Genomic DNA, 17045 nt, shown 5'->3' with positions numbered 1-17045 from the left:
AGGCCAGCCCCAACGCCGGGAAGGCGAGATCGCGCAATCCTGAAAGGGCAAGAACAGCAACATCTTCGAAGGAGATGGCCATGCGAACAGCCTTCAGGCGCGTCGTCCCGGCAATCGCGGCCGCAGGCGCGGTCGTCAGCATCGGGCTCGCCCCCGCGGCCTCAGCGCAAACCGAGGCGACGGGCCCGGAGCCGGTGGCGGCCCATGTCGCACAGGCCGGCTATCACGGAGGTTTTCACGGCGGCGGCTTCCACGGATACGGCTTCCGCCACGGTGGCTGGGGCCACCCTGGTTGGGGCCCTGGTTGGGGCTACGTGCGCCCCTGGTGGCGTTGGTGGTGAGCTGAGCGGCTACCCGGTGCTCAGCGCTGGCAGTTCAGCGACACCGACACCGTCTGACTGGTGACGGTGTTGATCAGGACGCTGTCGGTGTTGAGGCCGGGACCCACGTATGGCAGCCATTGACGGACCTGCTGCGGGTTACGGACGTTGGTGACCACGCATTTGTCCATCGGTGCGGTGCCGATGCGGTCGATCTGCACGGTGTAGCCCTGGGACTGCAGTCGGTTGATGGTCTCCTGGGCGGTCTCCTCGGCCGACGCGAGACCCGCGGGTGCGCTCACCACCCCGATCGCAGCCGCAGCGACCGCCATCAAGGACCATTTCACGCGCATCAACCGCACCTCTTCTCGCATCTCACCGACTTAGACGGGGTCTACAGAACCATCTTCCCCTGGATACATCGTTTCGGAAACTCAATTCGTTCCCGCCTCGCGATCAGGAGTTGCCGCTAGCATCGCGCCCGTGGACAGCACCATGCAGCAATGGCCGTTGACGATCACCGCGATTCTGCGCCATGCGTGCGGCGTCAACGGAGATCAGACCGTCACCATGGCCACCGGCCAGGGCGGCTTCCGCACCACGACCTACCGCGAGGTGGGGGAACGGGCGGCCCAGTTGGCGCACCTGCTGCGCGAGGTCGGCATCACCGGCGACGAGCGTGTCGGCACCTTCATGTGGAACAACACCGAGCATCTCACCGCCTACCTCGCGATCCCCGCCATGGGGGCCGTGCTGCACACGCTCAACATCCGGCTGTCGCCCGAGCAGATCGGGTTCATCGCCCGTGAGGCCGAGGACCGCGTGATCATCACCGACTCGTCACTGATCCCGCTGCTGGCGCCCGTGCTGCCGCTGGTCGACAGCGTGCACACCGTGATCGTCGTCGGGGACGGCGATCTGGAGCCGCTGCGCGGGGCGGACCGCACGGTGCTGCGCTACGACGAGGCCATGGCCGGGCGGCCCACCCGGTTCGACTGGCCCGACATCGACGAGAACTCCGCCGCCGCAATGTGTTACACCAGCGGCACCACAGGAAACCCGAAAGGCGTTGTCTACAGCCACCGGTCGAGTTACCTGCACTCGTTGAACACGTGCACCGCCAACGCACTGGACGTCAGCTGCGGTGACGTGGTGCTGCCGATCGTGCCGATGTTCCACGCCAACGCGTGGGGCCTGCCGTACGCCGCGCTGATGGCAGGCGCCGGCCTGGTGATGCCCGACCGGTTCCTCGACGGCGCGTCGCTGATCGAACTGATCGAGACGCAGCGCCCGACGCTGGCCGGAGCCGTGCCCACGATCTGGAACGACGTACTGAACTGCCTGGAAAAGTCGCCGGGACACGACATCTCGTCGCTGCGCCTGGTGGCGTGCGGCGGGTCGGCGGTGCCGTTGTCGCTGATGCAGGCCTTCCAGGAGCGCCACGACGTCTACATCCAGCAGGCTTGGGGCATGACCGAGACGTCACCGCTGGCGACGGTGGCCAAACCGCTGCCCGGTGTCACCGACGAGCGGCACTGGGCGATGCGTATCACGCAGGGCAGGCCCATGTGCGGCGTCGAGGTGCGCATCGTCGACGACGCCGGCAACCCGCTGCCGAGCGACGGCAAGGCCGTCGGTGAACTCGAGGTGCGCGGCCCGTGGATCACGGGCGGCTACTACCTGGGCCGTGACGCCGAGAAGTTCGACTCGGGCTGGCTGCGCACGGGTGACGTCGGCGTCATCGACGAACTCGGCTACGTGACGCTGACCGACCGGGCCAAAGACGTCATCAAGTCCGGCGGCGAATGGATCTCGTCGGTCGAACTCGAGAACCACCTCATCGGACACCCCGCGGTGCTGGAGGCCGCCGTCGTCGGCGTGCCCGACGAGCGTTGGCAGGAGCGTCCGCTGGCGGTGGTGGTGCTGCACGAGGGCGCCTCGGCCGATCCCGGGGAGCTACGTGAGTTCCTCGCCGACAAGGTGGTTCGGTGGTGGCTGCCCGAACGCTGGGCCTTCGTCGACCAGGTGCCGCGCACCAGCGTCGGCAAGTACGACAAGAAGACCATTCGGGCCCGCCACGCCGAGGGCGCCTACGAGGTGATCCACCTCTAGCGTTCGGCGCGCTGGTAGGCCGTGACGACGGCCGCGCCGCGCAGGTGCCTCACCCTCTCCGCGATGGTTCGGTAAGCCAGTCGGCAGCGCTCAGTCGAACGCCGCGTACAGCATCTGTGCGTCGGGTCCGGTGGTTCGGCGCAGTCGCGCCATGACCACGTACAGATCGCCGTGCAGCATCTCCACGTCGGATCCGGCGAGCGCCGGGAGGGTTCGGCACGCGGCGTCGTCGTCGGCGATCGACAGGAACACGTCGGAACTCCTCATCCGGGCGAGCTGGGGCGGGGTTTGGCCGACGAGAGCGGCGAACGCGTGGTTGGCAAACACGACGGTGCCGTCGGATGCGATCGCCACGACCGGCCTGGTCGAGGGGCGGTGGTGCCGGCTTGTGGTTGCCCGGCCTGTTTGACCTCGATGGCGTAGGGATATTTGCCCGCGCGTTATATGTTCGCTGTGAAGACCATGGGAGGTCCCTGTAAACGAAGGCGGCGTGAACGGTGCCCGGCGTGCGATCCCCACACGGCGAGACTAGGCGGGACACGTCATAGTGGAGGGAGATGTGAACCGAAGAAAAGAATGTGCCATCAGATGGTGGCGCATGGGGGCGACGGGATCGGCGTGTGCACACGGGGTGCGCGCAGGGAGATGGGGGACGCTGTTTGTCTGGCCGCATGACGATCGACGAGTTTGCTCGACATATGAGCACGTCGGCGCGAAACGTTCGGGCGTACCAGGAGAAAGGGTTGCTGACACCGCCGATTCTGGTGGGTAGGACCGGGTACTACGACGAGACGCACGTCGAGCGGTTCATCACCGTGCAACGTCTGCAGAAGGAGGGTTTCTCGCTCGCCGCGATCAGCGCACTGCTCGATGCGTGGGAGGCGGGTGACACCCTCGACGACGTCGTGGGCGCCCGTCGCAGCCTCGGCGCGGCGTCCACCGAGGCGATGGACACGTCGACGTTGTTCCCGGTGACCAAGTTCCAGCGGCCCAGCGGGCGCGCCGAACACATCCGGCGCACCCGGTGCCTGGAGATGATCGACGGTCCACACGTGACCCACGTGCTCATCACCTCGCCCGGCGGCAACGGCAAATCCACGCTGGCGGCGCAACTGCTCGACCGGACCGACGGCGCGCCGGCCTGGTTGTCGCTGGAACGCTCCGACAACGAGCCGGGCGGCTTCTGGACGGCGTTTCTCATCGCGCTGCGCACGGCGCTGCCGGAGTTCGGCGGCGGCCTTCTCCGCGAGATCGTCGGCGGGGCCGACGTCGATCGCGTGCTGGTGCGCCTGGCCGACACGCTCGACGCCGAAGACACCGCGGTGTCGGTGGTTCTCGACGACCTGCACGAGATCACCGACGTCACGGTCATCCGGCAGCTCTCCTGGATGCTGGAGCGGATCGATCCCGCGACGTGCCGCGTCGTCATGTGCTCGCGCACCCGCCCCGCGCTGCCCACGGCCCAGCTGGTGATGACCGGACGGCTCGCGCACCTGGAGACCGAGGACATCAGCTTCGACGGCGCGGAGACCCGCGAACTCCTGTTGGAGCGTCTGGGGGTGGCGCTGACCCCCGAGCAGGCCGACGAGATCGCCGCGGGCACCGACGGTTGGGCCGCGGCGATCTACCTGTCGGGTCTGGCGTTGCGGACGGGTGCCACGACCGAGGAGGTGCTGCAGTCGCTCTCGGTACCGGACCGGCGCGTGCAGGACTACTTCGCCGACGAGATCCTGCACGCGATCACCCCGAGGCAGCTCGCGTTCCTCGAAGGGATCTCGTTCCTCGACCGGTTCACGGCCGATCTGTGCGACGCGGTGCGTGACGCCACGGACTCCGAGGAGATCCTGGGCGAGCTGCGCGGCAACATGTTCGTGCTCCGCCTGGACGCCATCGGGTTCTGGCAGCGTCTGCACCACACGTTCGCGGCCGTGCTGCGCGCGAGGGCCGCCGCGGCCGGCAACGCGAATCTGCCGCTGCGTCAACGCCGTGCGGCCGACTGGCTCATGGCCCACGACCGGATTCCCGAGGCCATCGAGTACTACGTGCGTGCCGCCGACTACGACGACGCGGTGCGGGTCATCGCCGCCGAATACCCGCGGTTCATGAACATCAGCCCACGCGGCGCCGCGGTCGAACGGTGGTTGGACATGCTGCCCATGGAACTGGTGACGGGCTCACCCGAACTGGGGCTGGCATGGGCCGCCATCGCGGGCGCCCGAGGCGAGGCCGGCGAACTCCACCGGCGCATCGAAGCCGTGAAACCCTTGTCGGCCAACGATTCCCACTCACAGGCGATCATGGACTTCCTGCGCGGTTGCTTCAACTTCGGCGAGGTCGAGGCCGGGCGCGAGTGTGCGCGTTCGTCGTTCGTGATGACCCCGCCCACCGGCATCTGGTACCCGATGCAGGGCGCGGTGTACGCGCTGCTGGCCACCTGGGTCGACGGCCCGACGCCTGAGGTGCTGCACGTCGTCGAGGACCTCCTGGCGCTGGAATCCACAGAGCACCAACCCATCGCGCTGGCCGGGCTGTGGGCGTTGCGCGGCCTCGTGCAGGCCGCCCACGGGCAGTGCGGTGCCGCCGACTCGGTGCGGCGGGCCGCCGACATCCGCCGCGAGCAGCGCATCGACCGCGTGCCGCAGGCCGCCAACACGTGGTCGTCCACCGCGCGGACCCATCGGCTGCTGGGAGACGTCGATCAGGCCGCGGCCGACGCCCTCGCGGGTTACGAGGTGGTCGCAGGCATCCCGCCCGAGCGCGATGCCGTCGGATCCGTCGTCCCCATCCTCGTCGAACTTGTGTACGCACGGCGCCTGCAGGGACGCACCTCCGAGGCGCGCCGCTACGCCGACGAAGCGCAGCGGCGGCTGGCCGGTATCACCGGCCCCGGTCGGTTCCGCGCTCTGCTCGCCGAGGCCGCCGCAGGTCTGTAGACCGGCTCTGGTCACAGGTGCGCCCCAGGTGGTAGAACGTGTTCCAGTTCTGCGGAGAGGCGGGCGATGGCGTTACGGGTGGTGCAGTGGGCGACCGGCGGTGTCGGGATGGCGGCCATCAAGGGTGTGCTGGAGCATCCCGCCCTCGAACTCGTCGGCTGCTGGGTGCATTCGGAAGGCAAGGCGGGCCGCGACGTCGGTGAGATCATCGGGACCGAACCGCTGGGCGTGGAGACGACCCGCGACATCGACGACATCCTCGGGCTCGACGCCGACGCGGTGATCTACGCGCCGCTGCTGCCGAACCCCGAGGAGGTCGCCGCGCTGCTGCGGTCGGGCAAGAACGTCGTCACCCCGGTCGGCTGGGTGTATCCGAGTGAAAGACAGGGCGCGCCACTGCGTGAGGCCGCACTGGCGGGCAACGCGACGTTGCACGGCACCGGCATCGCACCCGGCGGGATCAGCGAGAAGTTCCCGCTGCTGTTCTCGGTCTTCTCGACAGGCGTGACATTCGTTCGCGCCGAGGAGTTCTCCGATCTGCGCACCTACGACGCGCCCGACGTCCTGCGCCACGTCATGGGTTTCGGTGAGGTCCCCGACAAGGCGTTGAGCGGGCCCATGCAGAAACTCCTCGACGGCGGGTTCATGCAGGCCGTCAAGATGTGCGTCGACCAGTTCGGGTTCGCCGCCGACCCGAAAATCCGTTCACGCCAGGAGATCGCGGTCGCCACCGCGCCGATCGACTCGCCGCTCGGGGCGATCCAGCCCGGTCAGGTCGCGGGCCGCAGGTTCCACTGGGAGGCCCTGCGCGGTGAACAGGTGGTGGTGCGGGTGACCGTGAACTGGCTGATGGGTGAGGAAAACCTCGATCCGCCATGGACTTTCGGTCCGCAGGGGCAGCGCTACGAGATGCAGGTGTGCGGCAATCCCGACTTCGACGTGGTGATCAAGGGCTTTCAGGGCGAAGTGGGTGAAACCGGACCCGAACCCGGTGTCGTGGCCACCGCGGCGCACTGTGTCAACTCGATCCCCGCGGTGTGTGCGGCCGAACCGGGCATCGCCACCTACCTCGACCTGCCGCTGTTCAGCGCGAAGGCCGCACCGCATCTGCGCTAGGGGCGCACCAGGATCCGGATGGGGCTGCCCTCCTGGCGTTCGAGCTTGTCGATACCTGCCGCGATGTCCTCCAGCGACACGATCTCGCTGATCGACCGCGACAGATCCAGACGACCGAGCGAGACCAGCGTGGCCAGGGTCGCGATGTCGACGTTCTGGTAACCGAGGTGACCGAGCACCTGTTTCTGGGTGAGCCCGAACATCGACGTCGGACCCACGGTGGGGGACTCGGCGCTCATCCCGACCGCGACCAGGCGCCCGCCGACCGTGAGACGGTCCAGTGCCTGCTCGAACGTCGACGCCAGACCCACCGCGTCGAACGCGACGTCCAGACCGCGCCCACCCGTCACGCCCGCGATCTTGTCGGCGAGATCCTCGTCGCGCGCGTCGAACGCGTAGTCGGCGCCCACGGCGAGCGCCCGCTCGAGCACCTCGGGTTTGATGTCGACGGCGATCACGGGCGCGGCCCCCACCAGACGCGACAACTGCACGATGTGCGTACCGACGCCGCCGACGCCCCACACGCCCACGGACTCACCGATGCCGACCTTGCCGGTGCGCACCACCGCGCCGTACGGCGTCGACACCGCGTCGGCGAGGATCGCGGCCTGCTCCAGCGGCACGTTGTCGGGCACCCGGGTGAGGCCCACGGCCTGCGCGACGGTGTACTCGGCCCACGCGCCGTCGTAGGCGAACGCCATCAACTGGATGCGCAGGCAGTTGCCGATGTCGCCGCGCAGGCAGTTGGGGCAGCTCATGCACGGCCTGCCTGCCGCCACGATCACGCGGTCGCCCTCGGACCATCCGGTGACCCCCGGCCCGAGCTTCGCGATGACGCCCGAGGCCTCGTGCCCCTGCGTCACCACGGGGACTTGCGCCGGGAAGGTGCCGTTGATCAGGCTCAGATCCGAATGGCAGATGCCGCAGAACTCGACCTTCACCAGGACCTCGCCATGACCGGGCTCGGGGACCGGAACATCCTCCACGACAACTTTTTTGGTGTCGGCATAGAAGCGTTCGGCACGCATCGTTGCGGTCATGGCAATCCCTTCGTCTCCGCGCAGGACACCGGCGCGGGCTCAGAACCGAGGGTAGTCCTGGCACACTGGATCAACGTGGATTCGAAACGTGCACTCGTACTCGCCGGCGGCGGTATAGCGGGAATTGCCTGGGAGACCGGAATTCTGCGCGGCATCGCCGACGAATCGCCGGAGACGGCCCAGGCCCTGCTCGGCAGTGACGTGCTGGTGGGCACCTCGGCAGGCTCGACGGTGGCCGCGCAGTTGAGCAGCGGACTGAGCCTGGACGAGTTGTACGAGCGCCAGGTGGGCGACGCGTCGGCCGAACTCGCGCCGACGGCCGGCATCGGCACGATCAGCGAACTGTTCGTCGACGCCATGCTCACCCCGGGCACCACCAAGGCCCAGAAGCTGCGGCGCATCGGAGAAATCGCGGCGCAGACACAGACCGTGCCCGAATCGGTGCGACGCGAGGTGATCGCCGCGCGCCTGCCGTCGCACGAGTGGCCACAGGAGCGAATCCTCCGGATCGCGGCCATCGACATCGCGACCGGTGAACTCGTCGGGTTCGACCGGCACTCCGGCGTCGACCTGGTCGACGCGGTGGCCGCGAGTTGTGCCGTGCCCGGGGCGTGGCCGCCCGTCACGATCGGGGACCGCCGCTACATCGACGGCGGCGTGAGCAGCAGCATCAACCTCGAGCTGGCGGTCGACTGCCAGACCGCGGTGGTGTTCATCCCGGCGGGGCAGTCGGCACCGTCGCCGTTCGATCCCGGCGGCATCGCCGAGGAAATCTCCGAATTCCCCGGGGCCGCGCTGAGCATCTACGCCGACGACGACTCGCTCGACGCGTTCGGTTCCAATCCGCTCGACCCGGCATGCCGGATCCCGTCGGCCAGGGCCGGACGCGCACAAGGGCGCCGCGAGGCCCGCGAGATCGCGGAGTTCCTGGAAGAACTCGCGGTCTGACTAGCTGTCGAGCGCCTCGGCCGCCAGCCGCCGGCCCGTCTCGATCACCTCGGCCGCACGGTTGAACTCCAGGCTGCGGCACACCGTGCGCGGCACCTCGATCAGCAGATCCGGCGGATAGGCCGCGAGGGTGTGCCGCGCCAGCGCGGCCTGCGCGATGTCGATCGTGCGGTACATGACCTCGAAACTGCCGAGCCGGGGGACCCCCGCGGGTTCGGCGGACGACTCCGGAACCGTTGCGTCCTCTGACGCGTCGGTGCCGTCGTCGGATTCGGTGACCGACACCCCGAACCTGCTGAGCACGGCGCGTGAGGTCGGCCGGTCGAGCACGCTGCGCACCGCGGCGGTGTCGAGCACCGCCGACGTGCTGCGCATCATGCGGTTGAGCCATTCGGTGGTGGGCTTGGTTCCGCCGCCCTCGGCGGGCTCGGAGTGGGCTTCCGACGCCGTCTCCGGCGGAGTCTCACTGCCCGAGACGCTGACCGCGATGGTCAGATCGGCGTTGACGGACGCGATCGGCGCCATCGGAAGGGGGTCGAGGATGCCGCCGTCGCCGAGCAGCCTGCCGTCGTGCACGTGCGGTGCGATCACCCCGGGGATCGCGATCGAGGCGCGGATCGCGGTGTCCACGCGACCGCGTTGCAGCCACACCGCCTTACCGGTGATCAGATCGGTCGCGACCGCGGTGTAGGGGATGGGCAACTCCTCGATGGTGACGTCTCCGAGGATGTCGCGCACCGCGTCGAGGATCTTCTCGGCCCGCAGGATCCCCGCGGCCGACAGCGACGGGTCCAGCAGTCGCAGCACCGCACGCTGGGTGAGCGTGCAGGCCCACTCGGCGAACTCGTCGAGCTTGCCCGCCGCGTACAGCCCGCCGACCAGCGCACCCATCGACGACCCGGAGATCCCGACGATCTCGTAGCCGCGGGCGCGCAATTCGTTGATGACCCCGATGTGGGCATAGCCGCGGGCGCTGCCACTACCGAGAGCCAAGGCGACGCGCATGCTCTCATTGTGCGTCACCGAGGTGCGTCACCGACGACGGGAACCAGCAGGCGTGCCTGACGGTCCGGGCCCCAGTGCAGCGTGGCTGTGCCGCGCGAGCGCCGCTCGTAGGCGGCGGGGAACTGGCCCGTCAGCGGGTTGCGCGGCCACAGCCAGCGGCCCGCCACCACCAGCCGCAACTGTTCGCCGGCACGGAACAACGTCGACGACGGGCCGAGCGGGATGTCCACCGGCACAACCTCTCCCGGCCGTAGCGGCCGTGGGTCGGTGAAGGTGGGCACGGGCTCGAACGGACGGGACCGCGACTCGTCGAGCGCACGCATCGACGCGCGCAGCCACCCCGTGGTGACGCGGTCACGGCCGAAGCCGTAGGACCCCTCGAACGGGACGTAGCGCGCGCCGTCCCACTTCTCGACGCCCACGAACAGGTCGACATCGTCGGTGTCGGCCGAGAGGTACAGGCGGAGCGCCATGGGGCCGGTGAGTTCGGTGTCCTCGGGTAGCGTCCAGCCGAAACGCGCTGCGGCCCTGCGGGTGTCGAACGAGATCGATCCGGCGGCGTCCGGCGGTGCGGCCCGCAGGCCTGCGTCGTGCAGGTACAGCGGCGTCCACCGGGTCGAGGGGAGCGGCCACTGCGCCTCGTCGCGCACCGCGACGACGCGATCGCGACTTTCCCGCACCTCGAGACGCACGCGCGGTAGTTCCTGCGCGGTGCCGCCGCGCAGATGCCGAACCAGGAACGCCAGCTGGGTCCGCAGCGCGTCGTCGGAGTAGAACGCCGCCCACTTGCCGCCGCGGTGGGTGTAGAGGTGACGTTCGGCAGAACCGATCTGCTCGAAGCCGCGGACGGACCCGCGGGTGTGCAGGTTGTTGTCGGAGAAGCTTCCGCAGATCAGTGCGGGCACCTCGATGCGGTCGAGGGCGGGGACCAGTGAACGCCACCAGTCGTCGTAACGGGGGCGCGACGAATTCTCCTTGCCCAGGTCGTATTTCAACCGGGTGTCCCGCAGGCTGCGGCTCCACAGCTTGATGAACCCGGTTTCGGCGATGCCACCGGGGTGCAGCAGGTCGCGGTAGGGGTCGGTCATGCCCTCCCACGGCACGATGGCCCGCAGATGCGGTGGACGCAGCGCCGCGGACTTCCACTGCGAGATCGCCAGATAGGACACGCCGATCATGCCGACCGCGCCCGTGCTCCACGGTTGCGCCGCAGCCCACTCGACGAGGTCGTAGACGTCCTCACCCTCCTGGTCCGACAGCGGTGATCCCACGCCGCCGGATGTGCCTGCGCCCCGCAGATCGCAATTCACCACGGCGAAGCCCTGTTTCGTCCACCATGCCGGGTCGGGGGCCTCCCACGTGGTCAGCGACGAAAACCGCACACGCGCGGGCTGACGCAGCACGCGGTACTGGAACGGCAGCGCATATCCGCGGCCCCGCTTCTTGCGCACCGGCACCTTGTCCTTGCCGTACGGATGCGCACACAGCAGCACGGGCACCGGGTTCTCGCCCGCGGGCAGGTGGACGTTCACACGCAGCACCGTGCCGTCACGCGTCGTCACCGGCACGTCGTGCCGCACGGTCACGCTCCCGGGTTCGGGTTCATAGACCTCGACCGGCGTGCGGACGAACCCGCGCAACCGGGACAACGCGTAGCGCGCCGCACCCGGTCGCCGCCATGGGCGGTCGAGCGCGGCCACGTCAGTGTTCGTGGGCATGGGATCTCCAATATTTTCACGCATCGTTGAGACTAATTTCACGGTACGATGAAACTAGTTTCAACGCAAGGAGAAATTCTCGGCATGGTGAAACGTTCAGCGCGCGCGACCCCCGGACCGCGCGACGATCGGGGCGTCCTGGCAGCGCGCATCCTCGCCGCCGCGCGCGAGACGTTCGCCGAAAGCGGGTGGGCCGGCACCACCATCCGGGCCGTGGCCCGCGCCGCGGACGTGGACCCGGCGCTGGTCTACCACTACTACGGCTCCAAGGAGGGCCTGCTCGACGCCGCCACCGACCCGCCGCAGAAGTGGCTCGACGCCGTGGTCGCCACGTGGCAGGCACCGGTCGGCGACACCGGCCGTGCCGTGCTGCGCCTGCTGCTCGACAGCTGGGCCGACGACGAGGTGGGCCCGGTGCTGCGCGCGATCCTGCAGACCGCCGCGCACGAGCCCACCACGCACGAGAAGCTGCGGAAGGTCGTCGAGCGCAGCCTGATCGGTGTGATCGCGACCATGGGCGACGACGAGCGCGTGCGCCGCACCAGGGCCGGTCTGGTCGCGTCACAGACCATCGGGTTCGCGCTCATGCGGTATGTCTGGCGCATCGAACCGGTCGCGTCGATGCGTGAGGACGAGGTCCTCGACGCCGTCGGCCCGACGCTACAGCGCTACATCGACGGCGACATCGGCGCGGCCGGCCAGATCCGGACCGGATTTGACACAGCGTGATTCGAAGTGATCCGAACTAGCCGCACATGTCGTCGGCCGCGGCAGCCACGGCCACGATGACCGCGGCCTGGCGGGCCGGTTCGAGCTCGGCCCACGTCTTGTCGTAGGTCCCGGGACCGGGTGCGGCATCGGGCGCCTGCAGGCTCGCCAGATACGGCTCGATCTGCGCCCTGGGGTCGCCGCCCTTTTCGTCCATCCACACCTTGGCGGCGTGACAGGCCTGGAAATACTCCTCTTCAGTGGACTGCGCGGGCGCGCCCACGGCCGTCGTGACCCCGCCCGGCGACACCCCCACCTCACCCGGCGCGACGGTCGGCGGTGCCGCCTCGGCGCTCGTGGAGGCGGGTGCGGAAACGGAGGAGGATTCGGCCGGTTGGCCTTCCTCGGTGTTCTTGCCGGTGTCCGAGCCGCATGCCGTCAGCAGGCTCAGACCGGCGGCCGCCGCGAATCCGGCGGCAGTCTTGCGGGCCCACGGGTAACTGCGCATGAGGCCAATCTATGCAACACTGGCGGCCATGAAGGCACGGACCGGGATCAAAGGGTGTTGTCGGGCTCAGTAGAGCCGCGCACCCGTTTCTTCCATCCGACTTTCATTTCCCGGAGTTCTCTTCATGCTCACCACCGTTTCTTCCGGTTCTGCTGCCCTCGGCACGTCCGCGACCGTCCCCGCCGTCTCGGCTCCCACCCGGCTGCGGCTACCCGACCTGCTGAACACCACCGACCGCGCCGCGGATGCCGTGCTGTCCGGCCGTTACGACCGGCTGCTGCGCGACCTGCCCGAAGACGAGCGCTGGTACACGCGCCTGGACGGCAACGACGAACTCGACGTGTGGCTGATCAGCTGGGTTCCCGACCGCTCGACCGAACTGCACGATCACGGGGGTTCGCTCGGTGCGCTCACCGTGGTGTCGGGTGCGCTGACCGAAACCCGCTGGGACGGTGAGGCGCTGCGGCACCGGCGGCTGTCGGCGGGCAGCCAGGCCGCGTTCCCGCTCGGCTGGGTCCACGACGTCGTGCGGGCCCCCGGGCCCGTGATCGGCCCCACCCTGAGCGTGCACGCGTACTCGCCCCCGCTCACCGCGATGTCGTACTACGAAGTGACGCAACAGAACACACTGCGCCGCAGCCGCACCGAGCTGACCGACGCGCCGGAGGGCTGACATGAGCCGCATCGACACGATCCTCGAAGCCGCCCGCGCGCGGCTCGTCCGGCTTGCCGCTGAGGACCTGCCGGCGGCGCTGGACAACGGCGCGGTGCTGGTCGACATCCGCCCGGCCGCGCAGCGCGCGCACGAGGGTGAGGTGCCCGGCGCGCTCGTGATCGAACGCAACGTGCTGGAGTGGCGCTGCGATCCCACGAGCGAGGCGAAGATCCCGCAGGCCGTCGACGACGACGTGTACTGGGTTATCCTGTGCTCGGAGGGCTACACGTCGAGCCTGGCCGCGGCCGCACTGCTCGACCTGGGGCTGCACCGGGCCACCGACGTCATCGGCGGCTACCACGCGCTGGTCGCGGCCGGTCAGGTCTGAGCTTTGCGGCTCAGGCGCTCTCGTTGTTGGTGAGCAGCGGGCGCAGCCTCTCGGTCTTCTCCGGGGTCCAGCCCGGCGGCCGCATGATCGCCGCCCACGCGTCGGCCACGTTCTTGACGTAGACGTGCCCGTGCCCGTCGGGGACGTCCACCGCCACGGCCATGTCGGCGGACACCTGCAGGAACGTCACCACGGGTATCCACTCGGTGTGCGGGGACACGTCGTACCCGCGCGGCTCGCGCAACCAGTCCGGTTTGGAGAACAGCAGATCGGTGTTCCACCACGCGATCGGATCGGATGCATGCTGCAGGTACACCACACGAGGTGTGGACCACGGGTCCTCGGGGCGGCCGAGATCGCCTGCCTCGGCGACGAACCGGACGTTCTCACCCTTGTCGTAGATCGGCAGCCATTCCGGCGACCCGGGATCGCGGTTGCGCGTGAGGTCGGCCCAGATCGTGTTGTTGAACGTGGGCCCGGAGAACAGCGCGCCGTCGGTGCGGGCGATCAGGTTGTTGAGCGCCAGGAACGGCGCCTCACCGCCGAACGAACCGAGGCTCTCGCCGAACACCACGAGCTTGGGCCGGTCGGCCTCGGGGCGTTCGCGGATCAGTTCGTCCACCGCCTCGAACAGTGCCTGCCCGGCCTGCCGCGCATTCTCCTTGTCCACGAGGAACGACAACCAGCTCGGCAGATACGAGTACTGCATCGACACGATCGCGGTGTCGCCGTTGTACATGTATTCCAGCGCAGTGGCTTCGGCGTTGTTGATCCACCCGGTGCCGGTGGTGGTGGCGACCGCGACCACCGCGCGGTCCAGGCCGCCCGTGCGTTCCAGTTCGCGCGCCGCGAGTGCAGCGGTGGCCTTGATGCCGTCGGCGGAGTGCAGACCCGCGTAGGCGCGGATCGGTTCGACGGCCGGTGCGCCGTTGAACTCCGAGAGCTGTTGCACCGTAGGGGCACTCGCGACGAACACGCGTCCCTGATGGCCCAGCGACTCCCAGCTGGCAAGCGATCCGGGCCCGCCCGAGCGCAGCGGTGACGTCGGCGCGGAGAAGTCGGGGCTGTCCTCGTCGTTCACGGCCGCGAACGTCTTGTTGATGGTGGACATCGCGAACCGCGCCACCACGCCGTTGAGCAGCGCGATGCTCAACGCGAGCAGCAGCGCCACCACGACCACCGCCGAAACCCGGGGCGGGGCAACACGATCGAGCTGACGCACCAGGAAGCGCACGAGTTTGCCGATCAACTGGCCGATCTCGACCAGGACGTAGAGCACCACGATGGACAGGACCGCGGTGAGCGGGTGGTCCCAGAACTTCAGGCGGGGTACGCCCATGAAGTCGCGGATCTCGTCCTGCCACACGTGAAAATAGACAATCATCAGGATCTGCCCGACGATCCCGACCACGACGAGTGCGACCCAGGCCCACCGCGGCGCCTTGGGGCTCGAATCGGCCGAGCACATGTAGCGCACCAGCCAGACGCCGAAAACACCGAGGCCGTAGCCGATCGCCCCGGCGCCGCCGCTCACGAGCCCCTGGAACAGCGGGCCGCGCGGCAGCAGCGACGGGGTGAGCGACAGCCAGATGAACACCAGACCCGTCGCGGTACCGAAGAACGTGTAGTGGCGAACCCACCATGCGGGCTTGTCCGGAGCTTCGTGGTGCCCCGCGGCCCGCGCGGCGTGCGGTTCGCCGCCGGATCTGTCGACGTCCTCGGTGGTCTTGGTGCCCGTCACGCGTCGAACTTTAGCGATGCGTGAAGTTGGCGGCGCGCTTCTCGGCAAACGCGGCCATGCCCTCTTTCTGGTCGGCGGTGGCGAAAGCGGAGTGGAACAGCCTGCGCTCGTAGAGCAGACCCTCGGTGAGGCTGGTCTCGAACGCGCGGTTGACGGCTTCCTTGGCCATGCGCGACGCCGACAGCGACATCCCGGCGATGGTCTGCGCCACCGCGAGCGCCTCGTCGATCAGCGTGTCCGCGGGCACCAGACGCGAGACCAGCCCGGCCCGTTCGGCCTCGGCGGCGTCGATGGTTCGTCCGGTGAGGATGAGGTCCATGGCCTTGGCCTTGCCGATCGCGCGGGTGAGCCGTTGCGAACCGCCCATTCCGGGGAGCACGCCGAGCTTGATCTCGGGCTGCCCGAATTTCGCGGTGTCGGCGGCGATCAGGATGTCACACATCATCGCGAGCTCGCAGCCGCCGCCGAGGGCGTACCCGGCGACCGCGGCGATGGTGGGCGTGCGGGTGGCGGCGAACTTGGACCACAGTTCGAAGAAGTCCGCCTCGAAGACCTCGGCGAACGACAGGTCCGCCATCTCCTTGATGTCCGCACCCGCGGCGAAGGCCTTCTCGTTGCCCGTGACGATGATCGCGCCGACGCCCGGATCCTTGTCGAGTTCGGCTGCGGCCGCGGTCACTTCCGTCATCACCTGGCTGTTGAGCGCGTTGAGCGCCTTGGGCCGGTTCAGCTGGATGGTGGCGACCCGGTCGGTGCGGGTCACCAGGATCGTCTCGAAGTCGCTCATCAGTTCTCCTTCTCGAACTCCAGTTCCGGGTCCGCCGGAACGAAATAGGCGTCGATGTCGGCCTGGGTGACATCGGCGATCGAGGCGGGTGACCACTTCGGGTTGCGGTCCTTGTCCACCAACTGGGCCCGGATGCCCTCGACGAAATCATGCGATCTCACCGCGGCGCTGGAGATCCGGTACTCCTGGCGCAGCGCCTCTTCGAGGGTGTCCAGTTTCTCGGCCCGGCGCACCGCCTCAAGCGTCACCGCCAGCGCGACGGGGGAGCGCGTGGCGATCAGATCGGCGGCGGCCCTGGCCTCCGGGGCGTCGTGGTTCTGCAGCGCCGCGAGGATGTCGGCGACCGTCGCGCCCGCGTAGGACTCGTCGATCCAGGCCCGCTGTTCCATCAGGGCGCTGGCCGGCGGTTCAACGGCGTGCGCGGACAGGGCCTGCTCGACACCTTCGGCAACGACGGACTCGATGAAATCGGCGAGCTTGTCGTGCGGCACATAGTGATCGGCGAAGCCCATGGCGATCGCGTCGGCCCCCGAGAACGGCGCACCCGTGAGCGCGGCGTGCAGACCGAGCGCGCCGGGGGCGCGCGAGAGCAGATAGGTGCCGCCCACGTCGGGAACGAAGCCGATGCCGACCTCGGGCATCGCCATCTTGGTGGTGTCGGTGACCACCCGGATGCTGCCGTGGCCGGCCACGCCGACGCCACCGCCCATCACGATGCCGTCCATCACGGCGACGTACGGTTTGGGGTAATTGCCGATGTAGGCGTTGACCAGGTACTCGTCGTACCAGAATCGGCGCGCGTCCGCGCCGCCGGCCTTCGCGCTGTGATAGAGCGCCACGACGTCGCCGCCGGCACACAGACCCCGCTCACCGGCACCGGTGAGCAGCACGGTGTGGACGGAGTCGTCGTTCTCCCATGCGTGGAGTGCCTTGCCGATCTCCGCGACCATGGCTTCGGTCAGCGAGTTGATCGCCTTGGGGCGGTTCAGCGTGAGGATGCCGACACCGTTGCGGACATTTACTAGGATGTCCTCGTTTTCTGTCACGATTGCAATGTAGTTCGATC

At 68.8% G+C, this 17045-nt stretch carries 17 protein-coding genes; 8 read left to right on the top strand and 9 right to left on the bottom strand.

The window, feature by feature from the left end; genetic code table 11:
• The first annotated feature begins 80 nt into the window (after positions 1-80).
• Positions 81-341, top strand: a complete 261-nt coding sequence (locus AT701_RS35125) for a hypothetical protein (RefSeq protein WP_162139512.1) — start codon at positions 81-83, stop codon at positions 339-341.
• A 20-nt stretch (positions 342-361) separates the two neighbouring features.
• On the opposite strand, the gene AT701_RS25860 is transcribed toward AT701_RS35125, so the two are convergent.
• Positions 362-673, bottom strand: coding sequence for a hypothetical protein (locus tag AT701_RS25860; RefSeq protein ID WP_029104483.1), 312 nt, complete (start codon positions 671-673; stop codon positions 362-364).
• Positions 674-815: 142 nt separating this feature from the next.
• Here AT701_RS25860 and AT701_RS25855 point away from each other — a divergent pair, with 142 nt between their 5' ends.
• A complete protein-coding gene (locus AT701_RS25855) occupies positions 816-2432 on the top strand; it encodes a fatty acid--CoA ligase (RefSeq protein WP_058127729.1) in 1617 nt (538 codons plus the stop codon).
• Positions 2433-2522: 90 nt separating this feature from the next.
• On the opposite strand, the gene AT701_RS25850 is transcribed toward AT701_RS25855, so the two are convergent.
• Positions 2523-2786, bottom strand: a complete 264-nt coding sequence (locus AT701_RS25850) for a hypothetical protein (RefSeq protein WP_058126867.1) — start codon at positions 2784-2786, stop codon at positions 2523-2525.
• Between the two features lie 317 nt (positions 2787-3103).
• Between AT701_RS25850 and AT701_RS25845 the strand changes: the two genes are divergently transcribed.
• Together AT701_RS25845 and AT701_RS25840 are read left to right on the top strand one after the other, a co-directional pair.
• Positions 3104-5365, top strand: coding sequence for a winged helix-turn-helix domain-containing protein (locus tag AT701_RS25845; RefSeq protein ID WP_081319582.1), 2262 nt, complete (start codon positions 3104-3106; stop codon positions 5363-5365).
• A gap of 66 nt (positions 5366-5431) precedes the next feature.
• Entirely contained in the window at positions 5432-6481 is a 1050-nt protein-coding gene (locus AT701_RS25840; protein WP_011730445.1) for an NAD(P)H-dependent amine dehydrogenase family protein, read from the top strand.
• Here AT701_RS25840 and AT701_RS25835 read toward each other — a convergent pair.
• Positions 6478-7521, bottom strand: coding sequence for a zinc-binding dehydrogenase (locus AT701_RS25835; RefSeq protein ID WP_011730444.1), 1044 nt, complete (start codon positions 7519-7521; stop codon positions 6478-6480). The two genes, AT701_RS25840 and AT701_RS25835, sit on opposite strands and share 4 nt — an antisense overlap.
• Positions 7522-7596: 75 nt before the next feature.
• Here AT701_RS25835 and AT701_RS25830 point away from each other — a divergent pair, with 75 nt between their 5' ends.
• Positions 7597-8469, top strand: a complete 873-nt coding sequence (locus AT701_RS25830; protein WP_011730443.1) for a patatin-like phospholipase family protein — start codon at positions 7597-7599, stop codon at positions 8467-8469.
• On the opposite strand, the gene AT701_RS25825 is transcribed toward AT701_RS25830, so the two are convergent.
• Positions 8470-9474, bottom strand: a complete 1005-nt coding sequence (locus AT701_RS25825) for a patatin-like phospholipase family protein (RefSeq protein ID WP_174519616.1) — start codon at positions 9472-9474, stop codon at positions 8470-8472.
• Positions 9475-9488: 14 nt separating this feature from the next.
• A complete protein-coding gene (locus AT701_RS25820) occupies positions 9489-11192 on the bottom strand; it encodes a CocE/NonD family hydrolase (protein WP_058126866.1) in 1704 nt (567 codons plus the stop codon).
• A gap of 84 nt (positions 11193-11276) precedes the next feature.
• Between AT701_RS25820 and AT701_RS25815 the strand changes: the two genes are divergently transcribed.
• Entirely contained in the window at positions 11277-11921 is a 645-nt protein-coding gene (locus AT701_RS25815; protein ID WP_011730440.1) for a TetR/AcrR family transcriptional regulator, read from the top strand.
• Between the two features lie 16 nt (positions 11922-11937).
• On the opposite strand, the gene lpqV is transcribed toward AT701_RS25815, so the two are convergent.
• Entirely contained in the window at positions 11938-12408 is a 471-nt protein-coding gene (gene lpqV, locus AT701_RS25810; RefSeq protein ID WP_011730439.1) for a lipoprotein LpqV, read from the bottom strand.
• A gap of 124 nt (positions 12409-12532) precedes the next feature.
• Between lpqV and AT701_RS25805 the strand changes: the two genes are divergently transcribed.
• Together AT701_RS25805 and AT701_RS25800 are read left to right on the top strand one after the other, a co-directional pair.
• Positions 12533-13081 (top strand): cysteine dioxygenase, encoded by a 549-nt coding sequence (locus tag AT701_RS25805; RefSeq protein ID WP_011730438.1) that lies wholly within the window; start codon positions 12533-12535, stop codon positions 13079-13081.
• A gap of 1 nt (position 13082) precedes the next feature.
• A complete protein-coding gene (locus tag AT701_RS25800; RefSeq protein ID WP_003896680.1) occupies positions 13083-13451 on the top strand; it encodes a rhodanese-like domain-containing protein in 369 nt (122 codons plus the stop codon).
• A 10-nt stretch (positions 13452-13461) separates the two neighbouring features.
• Here the strand turns inward: AT701_RS25800 and AT701_RS25795 are convergent, their stop codons facing one another.
• From AT701_RS25795 to AT701_RS25785, 3 genes are read right to left on the bottom strand one after another with little or no spacing between them, the layout of a single operon-like run.
• Complete coding sequence (locus tag AT701_RS25795) at positions 13462-15240, bottom strand: alpha/beta hydrolase (protein WP_014878282.1); 1779 nt, start codon at positions 15238-15240, stop codon at positions 13462-13464.
• A complete protein-coding gene (locus tag AT701_RS25790) occupies positions 15203-15979 on the bottom strand; it encodes an enoyl-CoA hydratase (protein WP_011730436.1) in 777 nt (258 codons plus the stop codon). The genes AT701_RS25795 and AT701_RS25790 overlap by 38 nt, the downstream gene beginning before the upstream one ends.
• Positions 15979-17025: an enoyl-CoA hydratase/isomerase family protein gene (locus tag AT701_RS25785; RefSeq protein WP_011730435.1), complete on the bottom strand. Its 1047-nt coding sequence runs from the start codon at positions 17023-17025 to the stop codon at positions 15979-15981. Before AT701_RS25785 ends, AT701_RS25790 begins: the two co-directional genes overlap by 1 nt.
• Positions 17026-17045 lie beyond the last annotated feature (20 nt).

The organism is Mycolicibacterium smegmatis, assembly GCF_001457595.1.
Lineage (GTDB): Bacteria > Actinomycetota > Actinomycetes > Mycobacteriales > Mycobacteriaceae > Mycobacterium > Mycobacterium smegmatis.
Note: the sequence above shows the minus strand (reverse complement) of the source record. Positions and strands in the feature narration are given on the sequence as shown.

Excerpts from the sequence above, each read along its gene's own strand:
- AT701_RS35125 (WP_162139512.1), top strand. The coding sequence starts at position 81 with ATGCGAACAGCCTTCAGGCGCGTCGTCCCGGCAATCGCGGCCGCAGGC.
- AT701_RS25860 (WP_029104483.1), bottom strand. The coding sequence starts at position 673 with ATGCGCGTGAAATGGTCCTTGATGGCGGTCGCTGCGGCTGCGATCGGG.
- AT701_RS25855 (WP_058127729.1), top strand. The coding sequence starts at position 816 with ATGCAGCAATGGCCGTTGACGATCACCGCGATTCTGCGCCATGCGTGC.
- AT701_RS25845 (WP_081319582.1), top strand. The coding sequence starts at position 3,104 with ATGACGATCGACGAGTTTGCTCGACATATGAGCACGTCGGCGCGAAAC.
- AT701_RS25840 (WP_011730445.1), top strand. The coding sequence starts at position 5,432 with ATGGCGTTACGGGTGGTGCAGTGGGCGACCGGCGGTGTCGGGATGGCG.
- AT701_RS25835 (WP_011730444.1), bottom strand. The coding sequence starts at position 7,521 with ATGACCGCAACGATGCGTGCCGAACGCTTCTATGCCGACACCAAAAAA.
- AT701_RS25825 (WP_174519616.1), bottom strand. The coding sequence starts at position 9,474 with ATGCGCGTCGCCTTGGCTCTCGGTAGTGGCAGCGCCCGCGGCTATGCC.
- AT701_RS25820 (WP_058126866.1), bottom strand. The coding sequence starts at position 11,192 with ATGCCCACGAACACTGACGTGGCCGCGCTCGACCGCCCATGGCGGCGA.
- AT701_RS25815 (WP_011730440.1), top strand. The coding sequence starts at position 11,277 with ATGGTGAAACGTTCAGCGCGCGCGACCCCCGGACCGCGCGACGATCGG.
- lpqV (WP_011730439.1), bottom strand. The coding sequence starts at position 12,408 with ATGCGCAGTTACCCGTGGGCCCGCAAGACTGCCGCCGGATTCGCGGCG.
- AT701_RS25805 (WP_011730438.1), top strand. The coding sequence starts at position 12,533 with ATGCTCACCACCGTTTCTTCCGGTTCTGCTGCCCTCGGCACGTCCGCG.
- AT701_RS25800 (WP_003896680.1), top strand. The coding sequence starts at position 13,083 with ATGAGCCGCATCGACACGATCCTCGAAGCCGCCCGCGCGCGGCTCGTC.
- AT701_RS25790 (WP_011730436.1), bottom strand. The coding sequence starts at position 15,979 with ATGAGCGACTTCGAGACGATCCTGGTGACCCGCACCGACCGGGTCGCC.